Annotated in this window: 15 protein-coding genes; 4 read left to right on the plus strand and 11 right to left on the minus strand. The window is 62.6% G+C overall.

Annotated features, from left to right (window positions below; all coding sequences use genetic code 11):
- The 5 genes from COLINT_RS08630 to COLINT_RS04480 form a co-directional block, all read right to left on the minus strand.
- Positions 1-199, minus strand: a 199-nt coding sequence (locus COLINT_RS08630; RefSeq protein ID WP_233418336.1) for a helix-turn-helix domain-containing protein, incomplete at its 3' end; no start/stop codon positions are given.
- Positions 200-295: 96 nt separating this feature from the next.
- Positions 296-1,945 carry a hypothetical protein gene (locus tag COLINT_RS04465; protein WP_006723193.1) on the minus strand — a complete coding sequence of 550 codons (1,650 nt, stop codon included), beginning with the start codon at positions 1,943-1,945 and terminating at the stop codon, positions 296-298.
- Positions 1,946-1,963: 18 nt separating this feature from the next.
- Positions 1,964-2,695, minus strand: a complete 732-nt coding sequence (gene tsaA, locus COLINT_RS04470; protein ID WP_006723194.1) for a tRNA (N6-threonylcarbamoyladenosine(37)-N6)-methyltransferase TrmO — start codon at positions 2,693-2,695, stop codon at positions 1,964-1,966.
- 9 nt (positions 2,696-2,704) lie between these two features.
- Complete coding sequence (locus tag COLINT_RS04475) at positions 2,705-3,658, minus strand: tRNA dihydrouridine synthase (protein WP_006723195.1); 954 nt, start codon at positions 3,656-3,658, stop codon at positions 2,705-2,707.
- Positions 3,659-4,714 (minus strand): alcohol dehydrogenase, encoded by a 1,056-nt coding sequence (locus tag COLINT_RS04480; protein WP_006723196.1) that lies wholly within the window; start codon positions 4,712-4,714, stop codon positions 3,659-3,661. It lies immediately after the preceding gene.
- Between the two features lie 1,180 nt (positions 4,715-5,894).
- Here COLINT_RS04480 and COLINT_RS04485 point away from each other — a divergent pair.
- Both COLINT_RS04485 and COLINT_RS04490 read left to right on the plus strand, forming a co-directional pair.
- Positions 5,895-7,892, plus strand: a complete 1,998-nt coding sequence (locus COLINT_RS04485) for a DNA gyrase/topoisomerase IV subunit B (protein WP_039910594.1) — start codon at positions 5,895-5,897, stop codon at positions 7,890-7,892.
- A 114-nt stretch (positions 7,893-8,006) separates the two neighbouring features.
- Positions 8,007-10,247: a DNA gyrase subunit A gene (locus COLINT_RS04490; protein WP_006723200.1), complete on the plus strand. Its 2,241-nt coding sequence runs from the start codon at positions 8,007-8,009 to the stop codon at positions 10,245-10,247.
- Between the two features lie 559 nt (positions 10,248-10,806).
- On the opposite strand, the gene guaA is transcribed toward COLINT_RS04490, so the two are convergent.
- Positions 10,807-12,417 (minus strand): glutamine-hydrolyzing GMP synthase, encoded by a 1,611-nt coding sequence (gene guaA / locus COLINT_RS04495; protein WP_039910353.1) that lies wholly within the window; start codon positions 12,415-12,417, stop codon positions 10,807-10,809.
- A gap of 246 nt (positions 12,418-12,663) precedes the next feature.
- Between guaA and COLINT_RS04500 the strand changes: the two genes are divergently transcribed.
- A complete protein-coding gene (locus COLINT_RS04500) occupies positions 12,664-13,731 on the plus strand; it encodes an asparaginase (protein WP_006723203.1) in 1,068 nt (355 codons plus the stop codon).
- Between the two features lie 43 nt (positions 13,732-13,774).
- Here COLINT_RS04500 and COLINT_RS04505 read toward each other — a convergent pair whose 3' ends face one another.
- Positions 13,775-14,290 (minus strand): hypothetical protein, encoded by a 516-nt coding sequence (locus tag COLINT_RS04505; RefSeq protein ID WP_006723204.1) that lies wholly within the window; start codon positions 14,288-14,290, stop codon positions 13,775-13,777.
- A gap of 154 nt (positions 14,291-14,444) precedes the next feature.
- Between COLINT_RS04505 and COLINT_RS04510 the strand changes: the two genes are divergently transcribed.
- Entirely contained in the window at positions 14,445-14,654 is a 210-nt protein-coding gene (locus COLINT_RS04510; RefSeq protein WP_006723205.1) for a helix-turn-helix domain-containing protein, read from the plus strand.
- Positions 14,655-14,733: 79 nt separating this feature from the next.
- On the opposite strand, the gene COLINT_RS04515 is transcribed toward COLINT_RS04510, so the two are convergent.
- The 4 genes from COLINT_RS04515 to COLINT_RS04530 form a co-directional block, all read right to left on the minus strand.
- Positions 14,734-16,236 carry a S1C family serine protease gene (locus COLINT_RS04515; protein WP_006723206.1) on the minus strand — a complete coding sequence of 501 codons (1,503 nt, stop codon included), beginning with the start codon at positions 16,234-16,236 and terminating at the stop codon, positions 14,734-14,736.
- Positions 16,237-16,504: 268 nt separating this feature from the next.
- A complete protein-coding gene (locus COLINT_RS04520) occupies positions 16,505-17,167 on the minus strand; it encodes a response regulator transcription factor (protein ID WP_006723207.1) in 663 nt (220 codons plus the stop codon).
- Positions 17,168-17,228: 61 nt separating this feature from the next.
- Positions 17,229-18,566 (minus strand): glutamine synthetase family protein, encoded by a 1,338-nt coding sequence (locus COLINT_RS04525; protein ID WP_006723208.1) that lies wholly within the window; start codon positions 18,564-18,566, stop codon positions 17,229-17,231.
- A gap of 186 nt (positions 18,567-18,752) precedes the next feature.
- Positions 18,753-20,675: a fructose-1,6-bisphosphatase gene (locus COLINT_RS04530; protein WP_006723209.1), complete on the minus strand. Its 1,923-nt coding sequence runs from the start codon at positions 20,673-20,675 to the stop codon at positions 18,753-18,755.
- Positions 20,676-20,855: the final 180 nt, after the last annotated feature.

A 20,855-nucleotide genomic window follows, 5' to 3' on the forward strand; every position in this document is an offset into this window, starting at 1 on the left:
CGACCTTGGTCTCGTAGTCGTACGTCCTGTGGCTCCCCATGTCCAGCAGCGCATCCCTCCCGACGGCGCGGTACGTGAGGTGCCATTGTCTCACAGCCTTCAGCGGTATCCCCAGCCTCGCGGCGGCGGCCTCGTGCCCGAGCCCGCGTTCGAAGAGCCCGCAGGCCCGCTCCCTCACCGACCTGTCGTAGATCGTCATGGAAAAACCTCCCATCTCGAGGACTTTATTTTCCAGTCCAAGAAATGGGAGGCAGTTCATTTCCCTGGTCGCACCCCCATTCCCGCATCAGTCGATCTACAGCTTTCGCGTCGTGCAGTTCGTTAGGTGTTTCGTATCGCCGATGACCAACCTCTCGGTCTCCTCATCCCAATTGAAGTAAATCCGGACGAACTGCGGGTTATTCGGATCTCCCACACTCGAACAGATATGCGGCTCGATAAACAGCCTCCGTCCCTGATACTCATCCTCGCGCTCACGCATAAACTTGGAGTTCGCCCTGGTCTGTGGCCCTTCGCCACGTGCGAACTTAAATCGCGACCGCCTGTTGAACTCACCGATCTTATCCGCGGCGCCATCGCGATACAGCGGGTACAAAACCGTGCACATACTATGCAAGGCGCTCCAAAATGCCCTGGGTTCGTACCTGCAATCCTCCAACGATGCCCATCCGCGCTCGCTGAAATCGATTCGATCGGGAAATGCCGAAACGAACAGCCTGGCAATGGCCGGGATGGTGAGCTCGGAGGCACCTGCGATCGCCGTCGCAGCGCCATCCTCTGCCGCGCTGCCACCTTGCGAATCGAGCGCATGCTCAAACCAGGCAATGCGCGCCTCGAGATCATGGTTCGCCCGCCTGCTTTGCCTCAGTTCCTCGCGCATGGCATCGCACTCGCCCTCGGCAAGGCGCGCGAGGCCATCAGCTTCATCGAGCATCTCTTTGACCTGGTCGAGCGCCATATCCTGAATCTGCTCGGCACGGCGCTTGAACGCAAGCTCCTTTCCTGCATTGCGATTGAGCCGATTGACGTCCTCGATGCGGACCGAGGTGTCTCGCGCGAGCACGTCCTCGGCGAGCGCACGGCGCAAGATGGCCATGTAGTACTCCGCCCCTTGCCCACGGATATCCGCAGCGGAAAAGAATCGATGGTTGAAGCCATCCCCCAAAATGCCAAAGTGCGGATGAGGGGCGTACACGCGAACGGCTCCCCCGTAGCATCGTAGTGATTCGTCCTCGAACTCCGCATTGAGCGCATCTATGGCGCCGCAATCCACGGTGTAGAACACGGTCGCATTGGGGCCGAGCCGCGATGCAAGTACTTCGGGATCGATCAGGCACTCGCCAGCGCGGGTGGGGCTGATCACGATGGCGGGCACCTCGCGATACGGATTCGCGAGACGCTCGTGAATACCGGGGGCATCGGAGCATAAGAATTCAACCGGGGCGAGCCCGAACTCGCATCCGTCTATCGTGCAAACGAGCCTGTCGTTCTCCAGCATACTGGCGATCAACTTGGGCACGTTCGGCTTTGGCACAGGTTGCAGCGGGCCGATGTAGCCCGGCATGTCGCTGAACATCGTGATGATCGAGACGGTGCCGCGGTCGACCGAATGACCTTCAAAACCGACCTCGGTTATCCAGCGGCGCGGGGCGCAACCGGGCGCCCTCTGGTCCTCCACATGCTGGCACGCCCATGTCTGGGCAAACTCGCCGTGATGGAGCGCGGCGTAGAGCCTGACGCTGCCATCTGGTGATTCGAGCATTTCACCGCTTTTGAGCTTGCTCCAAAAGCGCATTTCCTGGGGCAGGAAGTATCCGTCGCGGCGGGCCTTGCGCAATGACCAGTCGCGTACGCTCAGAACGAGAGACCACAGGACATCCTCGCCTTGAGGCGTCTCGATTTCGAACCTCGCCTTGAAGAACATCGTGCGATCAAGATCGATCATGGTGCTCCCTCCCCGCCCTTACGTGATGTCAACCACGCGCAGCGACTCGCCGTCGACGGCGAACGCCACGTCAAGCCCCGCGTAGGCCAAATGATACACGCGCTCGGGCTCGTGCTTGCTGCCGGCGCGGCGCGGGTCCTGGCGCAGCACCTCGATAAGGCCCGCGAGCTTGGGCGAGGGGACGATCTTGCGCAGCTCGGCGGGGAAATCGACCTCGAGCTCCTGCCATGGCGCGCGGTCGATCCAACCGCCCGTGGCCTCGGGGTGGCTGTCGGCGAAGGGGATGTAGGGCTTGATGTCGAAGATCGGCGTGCCGTCGCGCAAGTCCGCGGCGAGCACGTGGATCACAGGGGCGCCGTCGACGATTTCGATGCGGTCGAGCTTCACGCAGGTCAGACCGATGGGATTGGGCCGAAAGGGGCTGCGCGTGGCAAAGACGCCACGACGCTCGGAGCCGCCCAGGCGGGGCGGGCGCACGGTGGGAGTCCACTTCGCCGTGGTGCCGGACTTACTGGCAGTCGCCGTATCCATGGCGATATCGGCCGCCGTTCCACCGGGCGTGCCGTTTTCGAACTCCCAGAGCAGCCACAGATGGCTGAACTCCTCCATGCCCGCCACGGCCTGCGGCAGTGCGAACTCAGACTCGAACACGATGCGCCCCTGCAGATGCGGGGCCAAGAAGCTGTTGCGCGGAATGCCGAATTTCTGCGGCAGGTCCGTCTCGATATGCGCGATGGGCCTCATTTCCATGCCGGCCCCCTACCCGTGGAACCGCGCGACGGAAGCCAGGGGCTCGGTGCGGAACACGCGCTCGACCGCCGCCTCGTACTCCTCGACCTTGCGGGCCTTGCGCACCGCGCGATGGACCGCCATAGGGTCGGTAAAAGCGCACTTGGCGTAGAACCACCACTCCTTCATGCGAAAGACCGCATTGCCGCCGATCTCGTCGAGATAAGCGGCATATAGCTTGTCGTGGAACTGTCTGAGTTCGTCCGCGCTCGCAGCCGGGCCGCCGGCGAGCATGCGCGCGAGGGCCGGATTGGCGAGCAACCCGCGGCCGAGCATCACATGACGGGTCCGCGGATGCGCCTCCATGAGCACATCCATGTCCTCCGTGCCAAAGATGTCGCCGTTGTAGGCCACCGGGAAGGGTGCACGCGCGAGCGTCTCGCCATACGGCTCCCAGCGCGGTTTGCCCTGGTAGCGATCCTTCTGCACACGCGGATGCACGATGAGTTCCGCGAGCGGCAGGCTGCAATACAGCTCGAGGATGCGCTCGTACTCGGCATCGTCCTCCAGGCCCAGGCGCGTCTTGACCGAGACGGGCAGCGGAGAGCGGTCGCACACATCGCGCAAAAACACCTCGAGCTCGTCGAGGTTGCGCAAAAAGCCGGAGCCCTTGCCCTTGGAAACCACCGTGCCCGAAGGGCAGCCGAGGTTGAGATTGACCTCGCGATACCCCAGCTCGGCCAGCTCACGCGCGGCCCACACAAACTCGTCCGCGTTCTTGGTGAGCAACTGCGGAATGACGTTCAGGCCCTCATTGTTGGCGGGGTCGATCTCCTTGAAGGCCTTGCCGCCAAACGAGTTGCCCACGCGCGGCGGAGCCAAAAACGGCGTGTAGTAGCGGTCGAGAGCGCCAAAACACTCAGCATGCACGCGACGGAACGTGTGCCCCGTGATCCCCTCCATGGGGGCGAGCGAGTAGATCATCTAGCGATCCTCCCACGGTGTGATGACTAGCTTGAGACAACCGCCCTCGTGCGCCTCGAACGCGCGATAGGCTTCCACGATGTCGTTGAGCGGGTAACAGGCCGAGATGAGGCAGCTCGTGTCGATGCGCCCCTCCTGCACCAGGCGCATGGTCTCTCCCATGTTGCACGCGTCCACGCCGCCCGTCTTGAAGACGAGGTTCTTGCCGTACATCTCGTGCAGCGGCAACGCTTGCGGGCCCTCGTACATGGCTGAGAGCACCACCACGCCATGTGGGCGGGCGATGCGCCAGGCCATATCAAAGGTGTTGGAACCGCCCGCCGCCTCGATCACGCTGTCGGCGCCGCGACCGCAGGAGAGCTCACGCACCGCGGCCTCCACGGCAGCGAGGTCCATGCCACTCGCGTCGATCACCTGGTCCGCAAGGCCGCGCTCACGGGCGAGGGCGAGGCGCGCGGGGTCGATGTCGATCGCGATGATATGAGCGGGCCCATGCAGGCGGGCGCACATCATGGTGGTGAGACCGACCGGGCCGGCGCCGATCACGGCCACCGTGGAGCCGGGCTCGATCTCGGCGATGCTCGCACCCCAGTGGCCCGTGGCCACAATGTCGCCCAGGAAGAGGGCATCCTCGTCGGTCACGTCCGCGGGGATGGGCGCGCACGTATGGTCCGCATGCGCCACGCGCACGAGCTCGGCCTGGCAACCGTCCTCGCAGCAACCGAGCTCCCAACCGCCTTCCACGCAGTTGTTGACCCAGCCGCGCTCGCAGTAGAAGCACTCGCCGCAGAAGGTCTCGCAGCTCACGGCCACGCGGTCGCCGGGTTTGAGGGCGTGCACGCCCTCCCCCACCTGCTCGACAACGCCCACGAACTCGTGGCCGAGCACCGTATTGGGCATGGCGCGCGGCACGGCGCCGTGAATGATGTGCAGGTCGCTCGTGCAGATGGTCGAGCGCGTGACGCGGACAATTGCGTCGGTTGGGGATTGCAGCTGCGGCTCGGGGCGATCCTCGAGCGTGATTTGTCCTCTGCCGTCGTGTACCAGGGCTTTCATGAGTGGGCTCCTTCTCGCTTGTCTACCGGCAATAATAGGCGATTCGGGAGGCGCCTGGCACGATGTGACGCGGCACGCACTTCGGTCTTTCGTCCTTAAAAATGTTGAACTCCACATTTTTAAGGACGAAAGACCCATCTGCCAGCTTTGGGCAAGGCTACCGCGGTCTAGAGCGCAATAGCTATTGCACAATTCGGCCTGCAACCTACAGTCTGATGACCATCCGGCCCGACTCGCCCATGCGTCTGAACCCAAAACGGCGATAGGACGTCACGGCAAGCTGGGCGGACCGGAAAACCTAGTCGTCATACCCGCGGTCTCCTCGCGAGCGAGCAGACCGCGGGTCGACTCCGGTAGCGGAGTGTCGAGCGTCGAACGGAACTCCTCGAACGCAACCCCCCTGCAAGCGGGGCCAGGCGCTCAGACTCTATATATGCCGCCACCGCCGAGCGGCGCTCCAGCGTTTGCCACTACGTGAAGCCCCACATCAAGGCCGACGACGAGACCCACAGCATTCCCCCGCTCGCCCGCATCTAGCGGCCGTATGGGGCAGCAATGCAGAATCCTCGCCAGCTCACGCGTATCTTCGCCATTTCCAGCACGTTTGACGAGGATAGCTGCAGCGCGGCGAACCAGCGACGCGGACTCATCCCACGATTTCACGCTCGCAAAACGGACACGTTGTCTCCCGAAGAGGCAGATTGAGCTTTTTCGTACTCGATTCTGATTTTGCCGAGTAGCGCCGGCTTTTCGCGGATAAAACACCAGGTCACAGAATTGGCGTTTATCCGCGTACTCGGCGTTTTCGAAATCGAGTACGAAAAACCTCATCCAATCAAATCCAAAAGGGCAATTTCCTGCTCAACCGAGCACAATCCCGCACGAGACGCACGTCAAACAGGGCTTTCGCGGGCGCATTCCGGATCGTCCGCCACGCAAGCGCTCCGTTCGCGGGCGCATTCCGAATCGATCGCCACGCAAGCACACCGCCTGCGGGCAAATCCCGCCCCATCCGCCGCACGCCCATGCCTCCGCACACGCCCACACGACATGTGCCTGAATATACAAACACATGTTCGATGGATTTCGATTGGACGAGACCCAACACGAGCTGGGCTATGCTACGGTATTCATCTATATGGCTACAAAGACGCAAAAGGGAACCACCGAGAGAGCGAGCATGGCAAAGAACACCGCAAACTATGGCAACGACAGCATCCGTCAGCTCAAGGACGAGGAGCGCGTACGCCTGCGCCCCGCCGTCATCTTCGGCTCGGACGGGCTCGACGGCTGCGCGCACGCCGCCTTTGAGATCCTGTCCAACGCCGTCGACGAAGCGCGCCAGGGCTACGGTAAGCTCATCACCCTCACCGCCTTCCGCGACGGCTCCATCCAGGTCGAGGACAACGGCCGCGGCTGCCCGCTCGATTGGAACCCGTCCGAAAAGCGCTTTAACTGGGAGCTCGTCTTCTGCGAGCTCTACGCCGGCGGCAAGTACAACAACAACGAGGGCGGCGACTACGACTTCTCGCTGGGCACCAACGGCCTGGGCTCCTGCGCGACCCAGTACGCCTCCGAGTACATGGACGTCACGGTCTGGCGCGACGGCAACAAGTACTCCCTCCACTTCAAGAAGGGCAAGGTCGTCGGTGCCAAAAAGAAGGCGCTCGAGATCGAGCCCACCGATGAGCACCGCACCGGCACCACCATCAAATGGCGCCCGGACCTGGAGGTCTTCACCTCGATCAGCATCCCCCACGATTGGTACCGCGAGACCATGCGCCGCCAAGCCGTGGTCAACGCCAACGTGACCTTCCGCCTGTGCATCGAGGGCGACGACGGCGAGTTCACCGAAGAGGACTTCTGCTATCCCAAGGGCATCGAGGACTACGTGCTCGAGAAGGTGGGCGCCGACTACCTCACCGAGCCCTTCTTCATCGAGGCTGAGCGCCGCGGGCGCGACCGTGAGGACCTGCCCGACTACAACGTCAAGATCACGGCCTGCCTGTGCTTCTCCCGCACCTTCCAGATGCAGGAGTACTACCACAACTCTTCGTGGCTGGAGAACGGCGGCTCGCCCGAGAAGGCGGCCCGCAGCGCGCTTACCAGCGCGATTGACGCCTACATCAAGCAACAGGGCAAGTACAACAAAAACGAGAGCTCCATCAAGTGGCAGGACGTCCAGGACTGCCTGGTGCTGGTGACCAACTGCTTCTCCACCCAGACGTCGTACGAGAACCAAACCAAGAAGGCCATCAACAACCGCTTCATCCAGCAGGCCATGACGGCATTCTTCAAGGAGCGCCTGGCGACCTACCTGATTGAGAACAAAGACGCCGCCAACAAGATCATGGAGCAGGTGCTCATCAACAAGCGCTCGCGCGAGAACGCCGAGAAGACCCGCCAGAGCATCAAGACCAACCTGCAACAAAAGACCGACATGGCCAACCGCGTGCAGAAGTTCATCGACTGCCGCTCCAAGGACAAGACCCGCCGCGAGGTCTACATCGTAGAGGGCGACTCGGCGGCGGGCGCTATTCGCACCTCGCGCGATGCCGAGTTCCAGGGCGTCATGCCCGTCCGCGGCAAAATCCTCAACTGCCTGAAGGAGGACTACCCGCGCATCTTCAAGTCCGACATCATCATGGACCTCATGCGCGTGCTGGGTTGCGGCGTGGAGATCAAGGACAAGCGCATCAAGAACCTGGGCGCCTTTGACCTGGACAACCTCAACTGGAGCAAGGTCATCATCTGTACGGACGCCGACGTAGACGGCTACCACATCCGCACGCTCATCCTGACGATGCTCTACCGTTTGGTCCCCACGCTCATCGACGAGGGCTACGTCTACATCGCCGAGTCGCCGCTGTATGAGATCAACTGCAAGGAGAAGACCTACTTCGCCTACACCGAGCTCGAGAAGAACGCCATCCTGACCGAGATCGGCGACCAGAAGTGCTCCATCAACCGCTCCAAGGGTCTTGGTGAGAACGACCCTGACATGATGTGGCTCACCACCATGAACCCCGAGACGCGCCGCCTGATCAAGGTGGAGCCCGAGGACGTGGCCAAGATGGAGTCCATGTTCAACCTGCTGCTGGGCAACGACGAGGCCGGCCGTAAGCGCCATATCGCCGAGCACGGCAAGGAATATCTCGACCAGCTGGACCTGCAGTAAAGACGGGCGGCCAGGACGAGCGGCGTCAGCCCGCGACAAGCCCCGCGCCCGCCATCCGGCGGCCCCGCACGCGCTACAGCACAACGGCCCTAAAGGAAGCATCAAGAGGAAATCGTGGCTAAGAAGAAAACCAACACCCCTAACAAGAAGAAGCAGGTCAACACCGACAACGTCATCGGCCTGCATTCGGAGGTCACGGCGCAGCCCATCACGGAGACGCTCGAAACCAACTACATGCCCTACGCCATGAGCACCAACGTCTCACGCGCGTTCCCCGAGATCGACGGCTTCAAACCCTCGCACCGCAAGCTGCTCTACACCATGTACAAGATGGGCCTGCTCAAGGGCGAGCGCCAGAAGAGCGCCAACATCGTGGGTCAGACCATGAAGCTCAACCCGCACGGCGACGCCGCCATCTACGAGACGATGGTGCGCCTCGCCACGGGCAACGAGGCGCTGCTCGCGCCGTTCGTGGAGTCCAAGGGCAACTTTGGCAAGTACTACTCGGGCGACCTGACCTACGCCGCCTCGCGTTACACCGAGGCCAAGCTCTCCCCCATCTGCGCCGAGATCTTCAAGGACATCGACAAGGACCCGGTCGACTTCGTGGACAGCTACGACGGCGCCATGAAGGAGCCGCGCCTGCTGCCCACCACGTTCCCCAACATCCTGGTGTCGGCCAACAAGGGCATCGGCGTGGCCATGGCCTCCGACATCTGCGGCTTCAACCTCAACGAGGTCTGTACCGCCACCATGCACTTCCTCGAGGACCCCAGCTGTGACCTGCTCGAGTACATGCCCATGCCCGATTTCTCCACCGGCGGCGAGATCATCTACCGCCGCGAGGAGATGGAGCGCATCATCGAGACGGGCCTGGGCAGCTTCCAGATCCGCTCGCGCTGGCGCTGGGTCCCCGAAGAGCGCATCATCGAGGTCTACGAGATCCCCTACACCACCAAGACCGACATCATCATCGACCGCATCATCAAGCTCTCCAAGGAAGGCAAGGTGCGCGAGATCGCCGACATCCGCGACGAGACCGACCTCTCCGGCCTGCGCATCGCCATCGACCTCAAGCGCGGCGTCGATCCCGAAAAGCTCATGGCCAAGCTGTACCGCACCACCACGCTGCAGGACTCGTTCTCGTGCAACTTCAACGTCCTGGTGGACGGCTACCCCCGCGTCATGGGCGTGCGCCAGATCCTGCATGAGTGGGTTGCGTGGCGTATCCAGTCCACGCGTCGCCGCGTGAACTTCGACCTGGGCAAGAAGTCCGAGCGCCTGCACCTGCTGCACGGTCTGGAGGCCATCCTCCTCGACATCGACAAGGCCATCGCCATCATCCGCGGCACCAAGCTCGAGGCCGAAGTCGTCCCCAACCTGATGCGCGGATTTGACATCGACGAGACCCAGGCGGAGTTCGTGGCCGAGCTCAAGCTGCGCAACATCAACGAGGAGTACATCCTCAACCGCACCAAGGACATCGCCAAGCTGGAGGCCGAGATCGCCGAGCTCGAGGAAATCCTCTCGAGCGAGGACAACATCAAGAAGGTCATTCGCGACGAACTGGCCGCGGTCAACAAGAAGTACGTCATGCCGCGCCGCACGGGCAGGATCGAGCCGTCCGACGTCATCGAGGTGAGCCTGGAGCCCGAGGTCGAGGAGTACCCGGTCACCATCATGCTCTCGCGCGAGGGCTACCTCAAGAAGATGACCGACCGCGTGCTGCGCAAGGCCGCGGAACTCAAGTACAAGGACGGCGACGAGCCCTTCATCGAGTTTCCGTCCGCCAACACGCACGAGCTGCTGGTGTTCACCAACAAGAGCCAGGTGTACAAGTGCAAGGTCGCGGCGTTCGAGGACACAAAGTCCGCTCAGCTTGGTTCGTACCTGGCGACGGACCTCGAGATGGACCCGGACGAGAGTGTGATCTGGGTGATCGACCCCGAGGACTACAAGGCTGATGTGCTGTTCGTCTTTGAGAACGGGCGCGCGGTGCGCGTCGCGCTCGCAGGCTACGTCACCAAGACCAACCGCAAGCGCCTCAAGAACGCCATCTACGGCGGGTCCAAGCTGCTGTATGCGCAGGTGCTCAAGGAGGATCGCGACATCGCGCTGGTCTCGAGCGACTACCGCCTGATGAACTTCAACACGTCGCTGCTCAAGACCAAGACGACCACCAACACGCAGGGTGTCCAGGCGTTCACCGCCAAGAAGGGCCGCGTTGTCACCACCGTGAGCACAGTCGAGGAGGTGCTGGGCGCCGGCGTCTCCGCCGAGAAGTTCACCGCCCAGAGCCTGCCGTGCGCCGGTGCGCTCATGAAGGAAGACGATATGCCGAGTCTGTTCGACTAGAAACGAACAGACTGAGCCGTTCACATCAAGCCCCCGAACGTAAGGGGAGAAAAGACGGCATGAGGTTCAAAACTCCCGGATCGGCAGGGCTCGCGTTGCATCGCAGCCCGCCGATCCGCGCATATCAGGCACCCAGACGTCCACACTTTCCATGGTTGCCGCATCAGCCGAGCTCACGCCTGCCGGGAAGACGGTTTTCTCCACTCCCGAGCAAAGAAGTTGAGCTTTTTCGTACTCAATCTCGGTCTTGCTGACTAGCTGCTATTTTTCATCAGCAAAACAGCAGGTCACGAAGTTGAAGTCGAGCCGCATACTCGGCATTGTCGGAATCTAATACGAAAAACCCCAACTTCTCTGGTCACCTTGCTTTCGAACCCCATTTCGCTGCAACGCATTGCGCCTCAGACCGCGATAATTTCTGCAGGACCCGCCCAAATGAGGCGTCCACCCCCCCGAGACATAAAGCGCCGCATTCATCGAAAGGTTGCCCAGAGGTTGCCAGAAAAGAAAAGCCCCCGACCTCTCCGCAGGTCAGGGGCTTGGACGGTGCCGTTTCTCGCTACTCCCACTCAATGGTCGCCGGCGGTTTGCTCGTGATATCGTACGCCACGCGGTTAATGCCGGGGACTTCAGCCACGATGCGGCCGGAGATGCGCGCGAGCACCTCGTAAGGCAGGCGCGCCCAGTCAGCGGTCATGGCGTCGCTGGACTCCACGGCGCGCAGGATCACGGGGCGCGCGTAGGTACGCTCGTCGCCCATCACGCCCACGGACTTGATGTCGGGCAGCACACAGAAGTACTGCCAGCAGGAGTGCTCGGAATTGCGCTCGCCGGTCTGCTCGAACAGGCGCGCATTGTACGCATCCAGCTCCTCACGCACGATGGCGTCGGCGTTCTTCAAGATCTCGAGCTTCTCGGGGCTCACCGCGCCGATGATACGGATGGCCAGGCCAGGACCCGGGAACGGCTGGCGGTACACGATGTGCTCAGGCAGACCCAGCGCCAGACCCAGCTCGCGGACCTCGTCCTTAAAGAAGTGATCAAGCGGCTCGATGAGGTCGAAATGCACGCCCTCGGGGAACGGGATGAGGTTGTGGTGGCTCTTGATAGTGGCCGTCTTGCCACCGGTCTTGCGCGCGCCGCTCTCGATGATGTCGGGGTAGATGGTGCCCTGAGCCAGGTACTTCACCGGGCGGCCATCTTGCTCGAGCTCCTTGGCCACGGCGAAGAACTCGTTCCAGAACTGCGTGCCGATGATGCGGCGTTTCTCCTCGGGGTCGGTCACGCCGTCGAGCAGCGCGGCGTAGCGCTCCTCGGCGTGTACGTGCACGAAGTCGACGTCAAACTGCTTGGTGAAGACCTCCTCCACCTGCTCGGGTTCGCCCTTGCGGAGCAGCCCGTGGTTGATGAACACGCAGGTCATCTGGCGTCCAACCGCACGGGCGCCGAGGGCCGCCACCACGGAGGAATCCACGCCGCCGGAGAGCGCCAGGATCACGCGGTCCTCGCCCACGGCCGCACGGAACTCGTCCGTCATGGTCTCGACCAGGTTGTCCATGGTCCACGCTGCCTCGAGGCCGCAGATGTCGAACAGGAAGTTCTTGAGCAGCTGCTGGCCGTACTCGGTGTGCTTGACCTCGGGATGGAACTGCGTGGTGTAGATACGACGCTCGGCGTTCTCCATAGCGGCGACCGGGCACACGGAGGTGCTGGCCGTCACGGCAAAGCCCTCGGGCACGCGCGAGACGGCATCGCGGTGGCTCATCCACACGGTCTGCTCGAGCGGAGTGGCGTTGAACAGCGCGCTCTCGCGGTCTCGCTCGATGGTGGCGGGGCCGTACTCGCCGATCTCCGAGTGACCCACCTCGCCGCCGAGCGTGACGGCGGTCACCTGGTGGCCGTAGCAAAATCCCAGGATGGGCAGGCCGAGGTCGTAGATGGAAGGATCGACCGTCGGGGCATCCTCGGCGTACACGGACGCGGGGCCGCCGGAGAGAATCAGCGCGGAGGGCGCCATCTCACGCACCTCGTCGGCCGTGATGTCGCACGGGACGATCTCAGAATATACATGCAGGTCGCGCACGCGACGGGCAATGAGCTGCGCATACTGCGCGCCGAAGTCGAAAACCAGCACCTTCTGCTGGGTCTGCTCGGATGCGTTCTGGGTCATGAACCCTCCCAACCATGCCGCTGCGCCGCAGCGGCAACACGTGTCAGCCAATTGGTACATCATACTCGCCGAGCTGCGCATACGCAGAAATCCTACAGGGTTTTTTGGCCTACAATATCTCGATAGCGCCTCGAAGCGCGCTGACCGCCCCCATAAGGGCGCCTCGCCGCGCACCGGCCATGCCCACATAAGGCCGCAAGCTATGAGACGAGGCAACCGCAGGGACTGCAGAGCAAAGGAGCCCGCATGAAGCACATCCTCTTGATCGCCACCGGCGGCACCATCGCCTCCGCCGAGGACGGCAACGGTCTCTCCCCCGCTCTCACCGGCGAGGAGCTCGCTCGCAACGTGCCCGAGATCGAGGGCCTGTGCGAACTCGACATCGTGCAGCCCATGAACATCGACAGCACCAATATGCGCCCCGCCGACTGGCTGCGCATCGCCGAGGTCATCCGCGAGAACTACGACACGCACGACGGCTTCGTGGTCCTGCACGGCACCGACACCATGTCCTACACCGCGGCGGCGCTCTCCTACCTCATTCAGGACAGCCCCAAGCCCATCGTGCTCACCGGCTCCCAGCAGCCCATGGGCAACCCCTTCACCGATGCGAAGATCAACCTGTACCAAAGCCTTGTGTATGCCGTGTCCGACCGCTCGCGCGACGTGTCCATCGTGTTTGGCGGGTATGCAATCGCCGGCACGCGCGCCCGCAAGCAGCGCACCATGAGCTTCAACGCGTTCAACAGCATCAACTACCCCGTGTTGGCCTACCTACGCCAGGACAAGATCATCTGTAGCGGGTCGGCCGCCGTGTCCGCCGGTCCGGCCGAGTGCGATTGCGCCGGGGACGGTGCCGCGCGCGATGCCGACGGCGCTCTCGACGAGCCCCGTTTCTACAACGAGCTCAACAGCCGTGTGTGCGCCCTCAAGCTCACGCCCGGTCTCACACCCGACATCTTCCGTCTGCTCAAGCCCGATTACGACGCCGTGATCCTCGAGACCTTCGGTATGGGCGGCGTGCCCGAGCGGGGTGCCGACGGCGCTTCCTATCAGGAGGCCATCTTTGACTGGGTCGATTCCGGCCGCACTGTGGTCATGACCACACAGGTGCCCGAGGAGGGCCTGGACCTAGGCGTATATGAGGTCGGCCGCGCATATGCCGAGCACCCTGGAATCCTCAAGGGCGGCGACATGACCACCGAGGCGCTCGTGGCCAAGACCATGTGGGCTCTCGGACAGACGCGCGATGCCGACGAGCTGCAGCGCCTGTTCTACCGCCCCATCAACCACGACCGCGTGGACGAGTGGTAAGCCGCGCGGAATAGCACGACGACGGCACGGAGCCGCGACCTACCTACACGCGCATCGCCACGGCCGCGTTCAGCGCATGCACGAGGCCGCTCATGGCGCGGTCGAAAAACGTCTGCTCCGCCGCCACTGAGGCATCGATTCCCGCACCGTGAAGAGCAAGGGCCCTACCTGCGCTCATCATGGCCTCGCAATCCCTCGGCGTGACGGCGATCACCACCGCTTGCTCCAACGTCGCGCCGCGCTGCGCGCAAAAGCGCGCAAGGGCCTCGGCACGGGCCGCAGCCACCGTGAACGGGGCATCGGGTTCGCTCGCGGGACCCTCGTCGTCCGCAAGGACAGTCGCAGGGATTCCGTGCTCGGCAAGCTGCGCACGCAAGGGCTCAGCAGGCTCATGTGCGAACATCGCGATCGCATAGCCCGCATCGCGCACCCAGTGCAGAGCACCCAGCTCGCGATCAGACAGTGGGCCTTCATCCATGCCAAAGGCCAGCACCGACGGCGTGGGTAGGAACCGCCCTCCACGAACGACCTCGAACGCCCGCTCTTTTGCCTTCGACATGGCTGCACCTCCGCTCAACGTAGTTTTCCCACTTATCCCCCATCACACCGATACCTCACCCTCGCGCTGAGTTTTCTTGGAATCGCTATGGGTAATGCCCCAGATGTAAAGCGCGTCTTACATTTTATCGCGTCGACGCGCTCATGCTCGAACCATGAATGCGAACGCGCGACAGAACCTGGGCGAGAATCTCATCGCCATCCGCGAGGCCTCGGGATTGTCCAAGGTCGATTTTGCCTTGCAGCTCGGTATAAGCCGCGTGCTGCTTGACCTCATCGAAAGTGGCAACAGCAACCTCAAGCTCTCCACCCTCGAGAAGATCGCCGACCGACTTGGCACGCAACCCTGGAAGCTCATCCGGTAAAGAAAAGGCGGGCGCCTCCTCGGCACCCGCCCAAAATGTTGCAATTTGCACCTGTCCCCAATTGCGTCGGGGCAGGGCGTTAGCGCAGCGCGCCGCCCATGTACTCCTCGAGATAGCGGAAGAACTCCTCGCGGCTCATGCCGGTTCCGGCACCGGGGCCGTCGGACGTGTCCTCCTGCTCGGCCTGCAGGGCCTCATCCGACCCAAGCGTCACCTTGACCTCGGTTTCATCCTTGCCTCGCACGACCGTCAAGGTCACCTCGTCACCCACCTCATGCTCACGCAAGGCGATGATCAGGCCGTCCGCCGAGGCGATACCCTCGCCGTCGACGGCGGTGACGATGTCGCCCTTCTGGATACCCGCCTGGGCAGCCGGGCCGTCGGCGGTGACCTCCGCCACATAAGCGCCGCTATCGACCGCCAGCTCGTTCGTGCGGGCGTTGTAGGCATTTACGCTCATCAGGGAAACTCCCAGGTACGGATGGACCGGAGTCTCACCATCGATGATCTGGTTGGCGATGTTAATGGCGTAGTTCACCGGGATCGCAAAGCCAACGCCCGAGCTGGAGCCAGAATAGGACTCGATGACCGAGTTGATGCCGATGAGATGCCCCTCATCGTTGACAAGCGCACCGCCGGAGTTACCGGGGTTAATGGCCGCATCGGTCTGGATCATGTTCGCGTAGATGGACGTACCGCTCGCGCTCTGCAGGGCGGTGGAACGGTAGAGCGCGGAGACGATACCCGTGGACACGGACTGCTCGTTGCCGAAGGGACTGCCAATGGCCATGACCCACTCGCCCACCGCGATGTCGTCGGAATCGCCGACCTCGATGGGGGTGAGCTTGGCGCTCTTGGGATCCTTGAGGCGAATGACCGCCAGGTCGCTGGACTCGTCCGCGCCGACGAGCTCCGCCTCGTAGCTGTTGCCGTCATCGGTGTTCACCACGAGCGCGGTCGCACCCTGGACGACGTGATGGTTCGTGAGGATATTGCCGTCTGTGTCCAAAATCACGCCACTGCCGATACCACCGGAGTTCTCATCCTCGCCCTGGGCGGTGATGGACACGACGGAGGGCAGCGCCTTTGCCGCCACGGCCTCGGACAGCGTGGTGTCCTCGGGGTTGATGTCGATCTTCTGCGGGGTGCCGGAGGTGCCGGCAGTCTCGACGTTCGAATCGGTGATACGGAACGCGCCAGACATGACGAGAGCGATAACCAGCACCGCACCGACCACCAGGCCGGCGAAGGACGCCAGGAAGATGGGAAGCTTCTTGCTCTTGGTCTTGACCACGGTGCGGGTCTCGGTATACGTGGACGCATGGGCCTGCGCGTTCTGGCCAGCGACATGCTGACCCTGGGAATACGAGTAATCCACCGGAGGGACCTGGCGGGTGGAGCCAGCGGCGGTGGGGTTGCCGGGATCGACGGGGATGTGCGCCGTGGTATGGGCGCTTGCATTGCCAGGCGCAGCACCTGCGGGCTCGACGGGCGTGGGCTCGACCTCGAGACGCGGCTGCGAGGACGGGCGTTGCTCCGATCCAAGGCCCTCGGGGCGCTGAGGGGTCTTTTCTTCACTCATGAACGGTCCTTTCAACGTCTTAATTCTCCAACGTTGTACCCCAAAAGCGCAGCTCCGCTCAGCACGAGCGACGGAGCTTAATCAAGTTGTAAGTTGCGTTAAGGATTTCTCAAGCGTCTTGTTCTGAGGTGCAATCGCTTCGCAGCGCTGCGTGAGACGCCGCGATTTGCGCTGGTATGATTCGCGCCCGCCCCTCCACTTGGAACGATAATCGACACCGCGGCGCAATTTGTACCTGGCACCAATTGAGACGCAACACCGGCTGAGGCTACTCCTTGAAGAGGTAGCCGACGCCGCGGACGGTGGTGATATGCGCGGCGATAAGGGGACCGACTTTGCTGCGGATACGGCGGATGTGAACGTCCACGGTACGGGTGCCCCCGCAGTACTCGAAACCCCATACGCGATGCAGCAGGACCTCTCGACTGTACGCGCGATTGGGGTGCGTGGCCAAAAAGCTCAGCAGCGAATACTCCATGAGCGTGAGGTCGACAGGCTCGCCATCGAGCGACACCTGGTAGGTGGCAAGGTTGATAGTGAGGTTATCCACGGTGAGCACCTCATCGACCGGAACGGCCTCGCACTCGCCCAAAAGCTGGCGTGCGCGGACCTCAAGCTCGGCATCTCCCGCGCCCGAGCAGATGAAATCGGAGCGGACCCGGGAGGGAAGGCGCATCTCGGCGATATCTTCCTCATCGACGACCAGCAGCATGGGCGCTCCACCGCGCGACTCGAGCCACTTGGCCATGGCATCCACACGATCGGGGCGAACGCCGTCGGCGTCGAGAACCAACAGGTCGAAGTCGTGCGCCGCTGCAGGCGAATCGGGCGTGGCAACGTGCACCTCGACGCCGAGAGACGTCGAGAGCGTCCTGATGAAGTCATGCAGCCGCGTAGTACGGGCCATGAACAGCACTGTCTTTTCCGCCATGAGCTCACCTCCGTAGACGTCATCTTATCAAACGACGTGCGCCTCGAATCGCACGGGACGGTTACGAATTGGCCAGGTAGTGCCTGAGCTCCCACTCGGTGACCGTCGAGTTGAAACGCTCCCATTCCGCGCGCTTCTTCTTGAGGAAGAACGAGTGGATATGCTCACCCAGGGCGTCCTTCATGAAGTCGGAGCTCTCGAACACATCAAGCGCCTCGTCGAGATTGCTCGGCAGGGGCTCGATGCCGCGGGCGCGCAACTCGGACTCCGGCAAGCGTAGCAGCTCGGAGGTTGCCTCCTCGGGCAACTCGAGCCCACGCTTGATACCGTCCAGGCCAGCGGCAAGCGTCACCGTATTCACCAGATACGGGTTTGCCATCGGGTCGGGGCTGCGGAGCTCAATGCGGGCCGCAGCCTGCTTACCGGGCTTGTAGATGGGCACGCGGATCATGGCAGCGCGGTTGCGCATGCCCCACGTGGCAAAGCGCGGGCCGTTGCCCGCACCGGCGGACAGGCGCTTGTAGGAGTTCACCGTGGGGTTGGTGATGGCGCTGATCTCGGACGCATGGGCGAGGATGCCGGCCATGTAGCTCTTGGCGATCGACGACAGGTGGTTTTGCGAATCGTCGCCCCAGAACACGTTGTTGCCCTCGCGGTCGAATAGCGACTGGTGCAAAAACATCGCCGAGGACGAGCCCTTGGCGATGGGCTTGGGCATGAAACTGGCATGGATGCCGGCCTCGTAGGCGCATGTGCTGATCACGTGCTTGGCCGTCATGATCGCATCGGACATGGTGAGGGCTTCGGCATGGCGCATCGAGATACCGTGCTGCGAGTGTCCGGAGCTGTGGAAGGTGTACTCGATGGGGATACTCATCTTCTCGAGCATGAGCACCGTGGAGCGGCGCAGGTCGCGAGCGGAGTCGGACGGCGAGAGGTCGAAATAACCCACGGCGTCCAACGGCTCGGGGGTACGCTCGTCGGGGAAGTAGTAAAACTCCAGTTCGGCACCAACGTTCATGATGTAGCCGAGCTTCTCGGCGCGATAGAACATGCGGCGCAGGCACTCTCGGGAATCGCCGGCAAACCGCTGGCGATCAGGGGTGCACGCATCGCAGAAGATGCGAGCCGCGCCGTCGCGCGTAGGGCGCCAAGGCAGGATCTGGAAGGTCGAGGGATCGGGAAAAGCCAGCATGTCCGCCTCGTCGGGCGTGGTGAAGCCCTCAATGGCCGAGCCGTCGAAGCCGATGCCCTCCTCAAACGCGACCTCGAGATCCTCTGGGCTGATGGCGAAGCTCTTGAGGCGGCCGAGCACATCGGTGAACCACAGGCGGATGAAGCGGATGTCGCGCTCCTCGACGGTGCGCAGGACAAAGTCGATGTACTGCTGCTGATCCATTGCCAGACCTTTCACAAAGCACGGTTGCTGCGACTTCCCATAGTCGCACACGTATGTTTCAACGCGGTTACACCTCATTTGGGGACAGGTGCAAATTGGGACATTCACCGCGCTCAAGCACGGGTCGCGCCGCCCGCCCTCCATGGGGCGAAATGCCTCAATCTGTACCTGTCCCCAATTGGCACGCTAGGGGCGCTCGTCGAGGGTGCCGGTACGGTAGGCCTCGAGCAGGGCCCGAAGATCGCTGATCTGCTCGCGAATCTGCACACCCGTATCGGTGTCGCTCACCATGCGCCGGCGCTCGGCCACATCGAAGCGGTCGGTCTCGCTCACGATATCGGCGTTGCGCGTGAGCACGGCTTCGACGCTCTCGAACGCCTGATGCGCCTTGAGACGGCACCCGCGCGAGCTCGAGATGAGGGTGTAACCAGCGATTCCCGTCTTGGGGTGATACGCGCTGCAAAAGCCGCCGTCGATCACGAGCAGGCGCCCGTTCGCGCGAATGGGCTGCTCGCCCTCGGCGGTGTGCACGGGCGTGTGTCCGTTCACGATATGCCCCGAACCCGCGGACACGCCAAACTCCGCCATGATGGCATCGCACGTCGCCTCGTCCTTGGTCAGCTCGAAATAGGGGTCCATGGGCTCGACCCAGCAATCCGGGTCGTCAATGTAGGAGCGCTCGAAGGTCTTGACCAAACGGCCGCTCGCCGGGGACTTCATGCCGATCCAGAGGTACCACATCCAGTCGAGCGAATCCTCGTCGCGCTCACGCCAGGCACGACGCGCGATCTCATCGCAGAAGTCGAGGTAATCGCGGCCGCTGCGCCAGGTGCCCAGGCAGTTCATGCTCGAGAACGTACCGTCCTCGTTCAGCGGGACGCAACCGTGGAACAGCAGGTTGTGATTGCGCACCAGGTACATGGAACCGTGGCTGTAGAGGAACTCGATATGGCGACGCAGGTGATCGGCGCTCGTGAACTCCGCCACGAGCTTCTCGACGATCCGCGCCTCCTCGGGCGTGAGCTCATAGGGATGCTCCGGGTCGAGCGTAGGGAAATCGCGTGTGGCGAGCTCGTATACCGTGCCATCGTGCAGCTCGACGGTCCCCGCCTCGACGTCGATGCGCTCGAGCAGCAACCGGTCGTGCATGTCGAAGCTCCCGTGGCGCATGATGATCTGCCCCTCGAGCTTGAACAGCAAGACGTTCACGGCCTTCGCCAACGGCGTGAGCTTGGCAGCCAAACCGGTCGCGCCATCGGGAACCGGCTCGTAGGTGCGCTCGGCAAACGCCACAAGCTCGCGCAGGGAGATGCCGTAGTCGTTCTCCAAGATCTCGAAATTGCCGTAGCGCAAGTTGTTGCGCAAAACCGTGATGATGCACGCAGACTGACCGGCAGCCGCGCCCATCCACAGCAGGTCGTGATTGCCCCACTGGATATCCAGCGAGTGGTACTCCATCAGGCGGTCCATGATCTTGGACGCCCCGCCGCCGCGGTCGAAGATATCGCCCACCAAATGCAGATGGTCGATGACCAGCCGCTTGATGAGATCGGACAGCGAGCAGATAAAGTCCTCGCCCGCATCGGTCTCCAGGATCGACGCGATGATACGCTCGTGATAGCGCACGCGGTAGTTGTTCTCATCGGGGTGCGTGTGCAGCAGCTCGTCGATGATGTAGGCGTAATCGCGCGGGATGGCCTTGCGGACCTTGGAGCGCGTGTAACGGCTGGACAGGGAACGCGCCACCACCAGCAGGCGCTCGAGCATGACCTTGTACCAGCTCGGCGTCGCGATATGTTGCAGATGCGCGAGCGCGAGCTTCTCATGCGGGTAGTAGATGAGGGTGCACAGGTCGCCCTTTTCCTCCTCGGAGAGCTCGTCGCCAAAGATGTCGTCCACGTGCTCGCGCACCACGCCCGAGCAGTTGTTGAGGATATGCAGGAACGCCTCGTATTCACCGTGCAGGTCGCTCATGAAATGCTCGGTGCCCTTGGGCAGGTTGAGGATTGCCTGCAAGTTGATGATCTCGGTGAACACCGATTGCTGCGTGGGAAAATGCTCCGAGAGCAGGCGCAGGTACTTGAGAGATTGGTCGGCGCGGGCGATCATGGCGCTGCGCCTCCTTTCTGCTGGACGGCAGACACGTGTTTTCAGGTTACCACGCCCCACCAACCCGCCCCCAGGCGCCAATCGGGGACAGGCGCGAAATTGCGCATGGACGCGAAAAAGCCCCGTGATGAGCGGGGGCTTTCGAGAGTTGTGCTTATGACACGGAGAAACGACACTCCC

This window comes from Collinsella intestinalis DSM 13280, from assembly GCF_000156175.1.
GTDB classification, from domain to species: domain Bacteria; phylum Actinomycetota; class Coriobacteriia; order Coriobacteriales; family Coriobacteriaceae; genus Collinsella; species Collinsella intestinalis.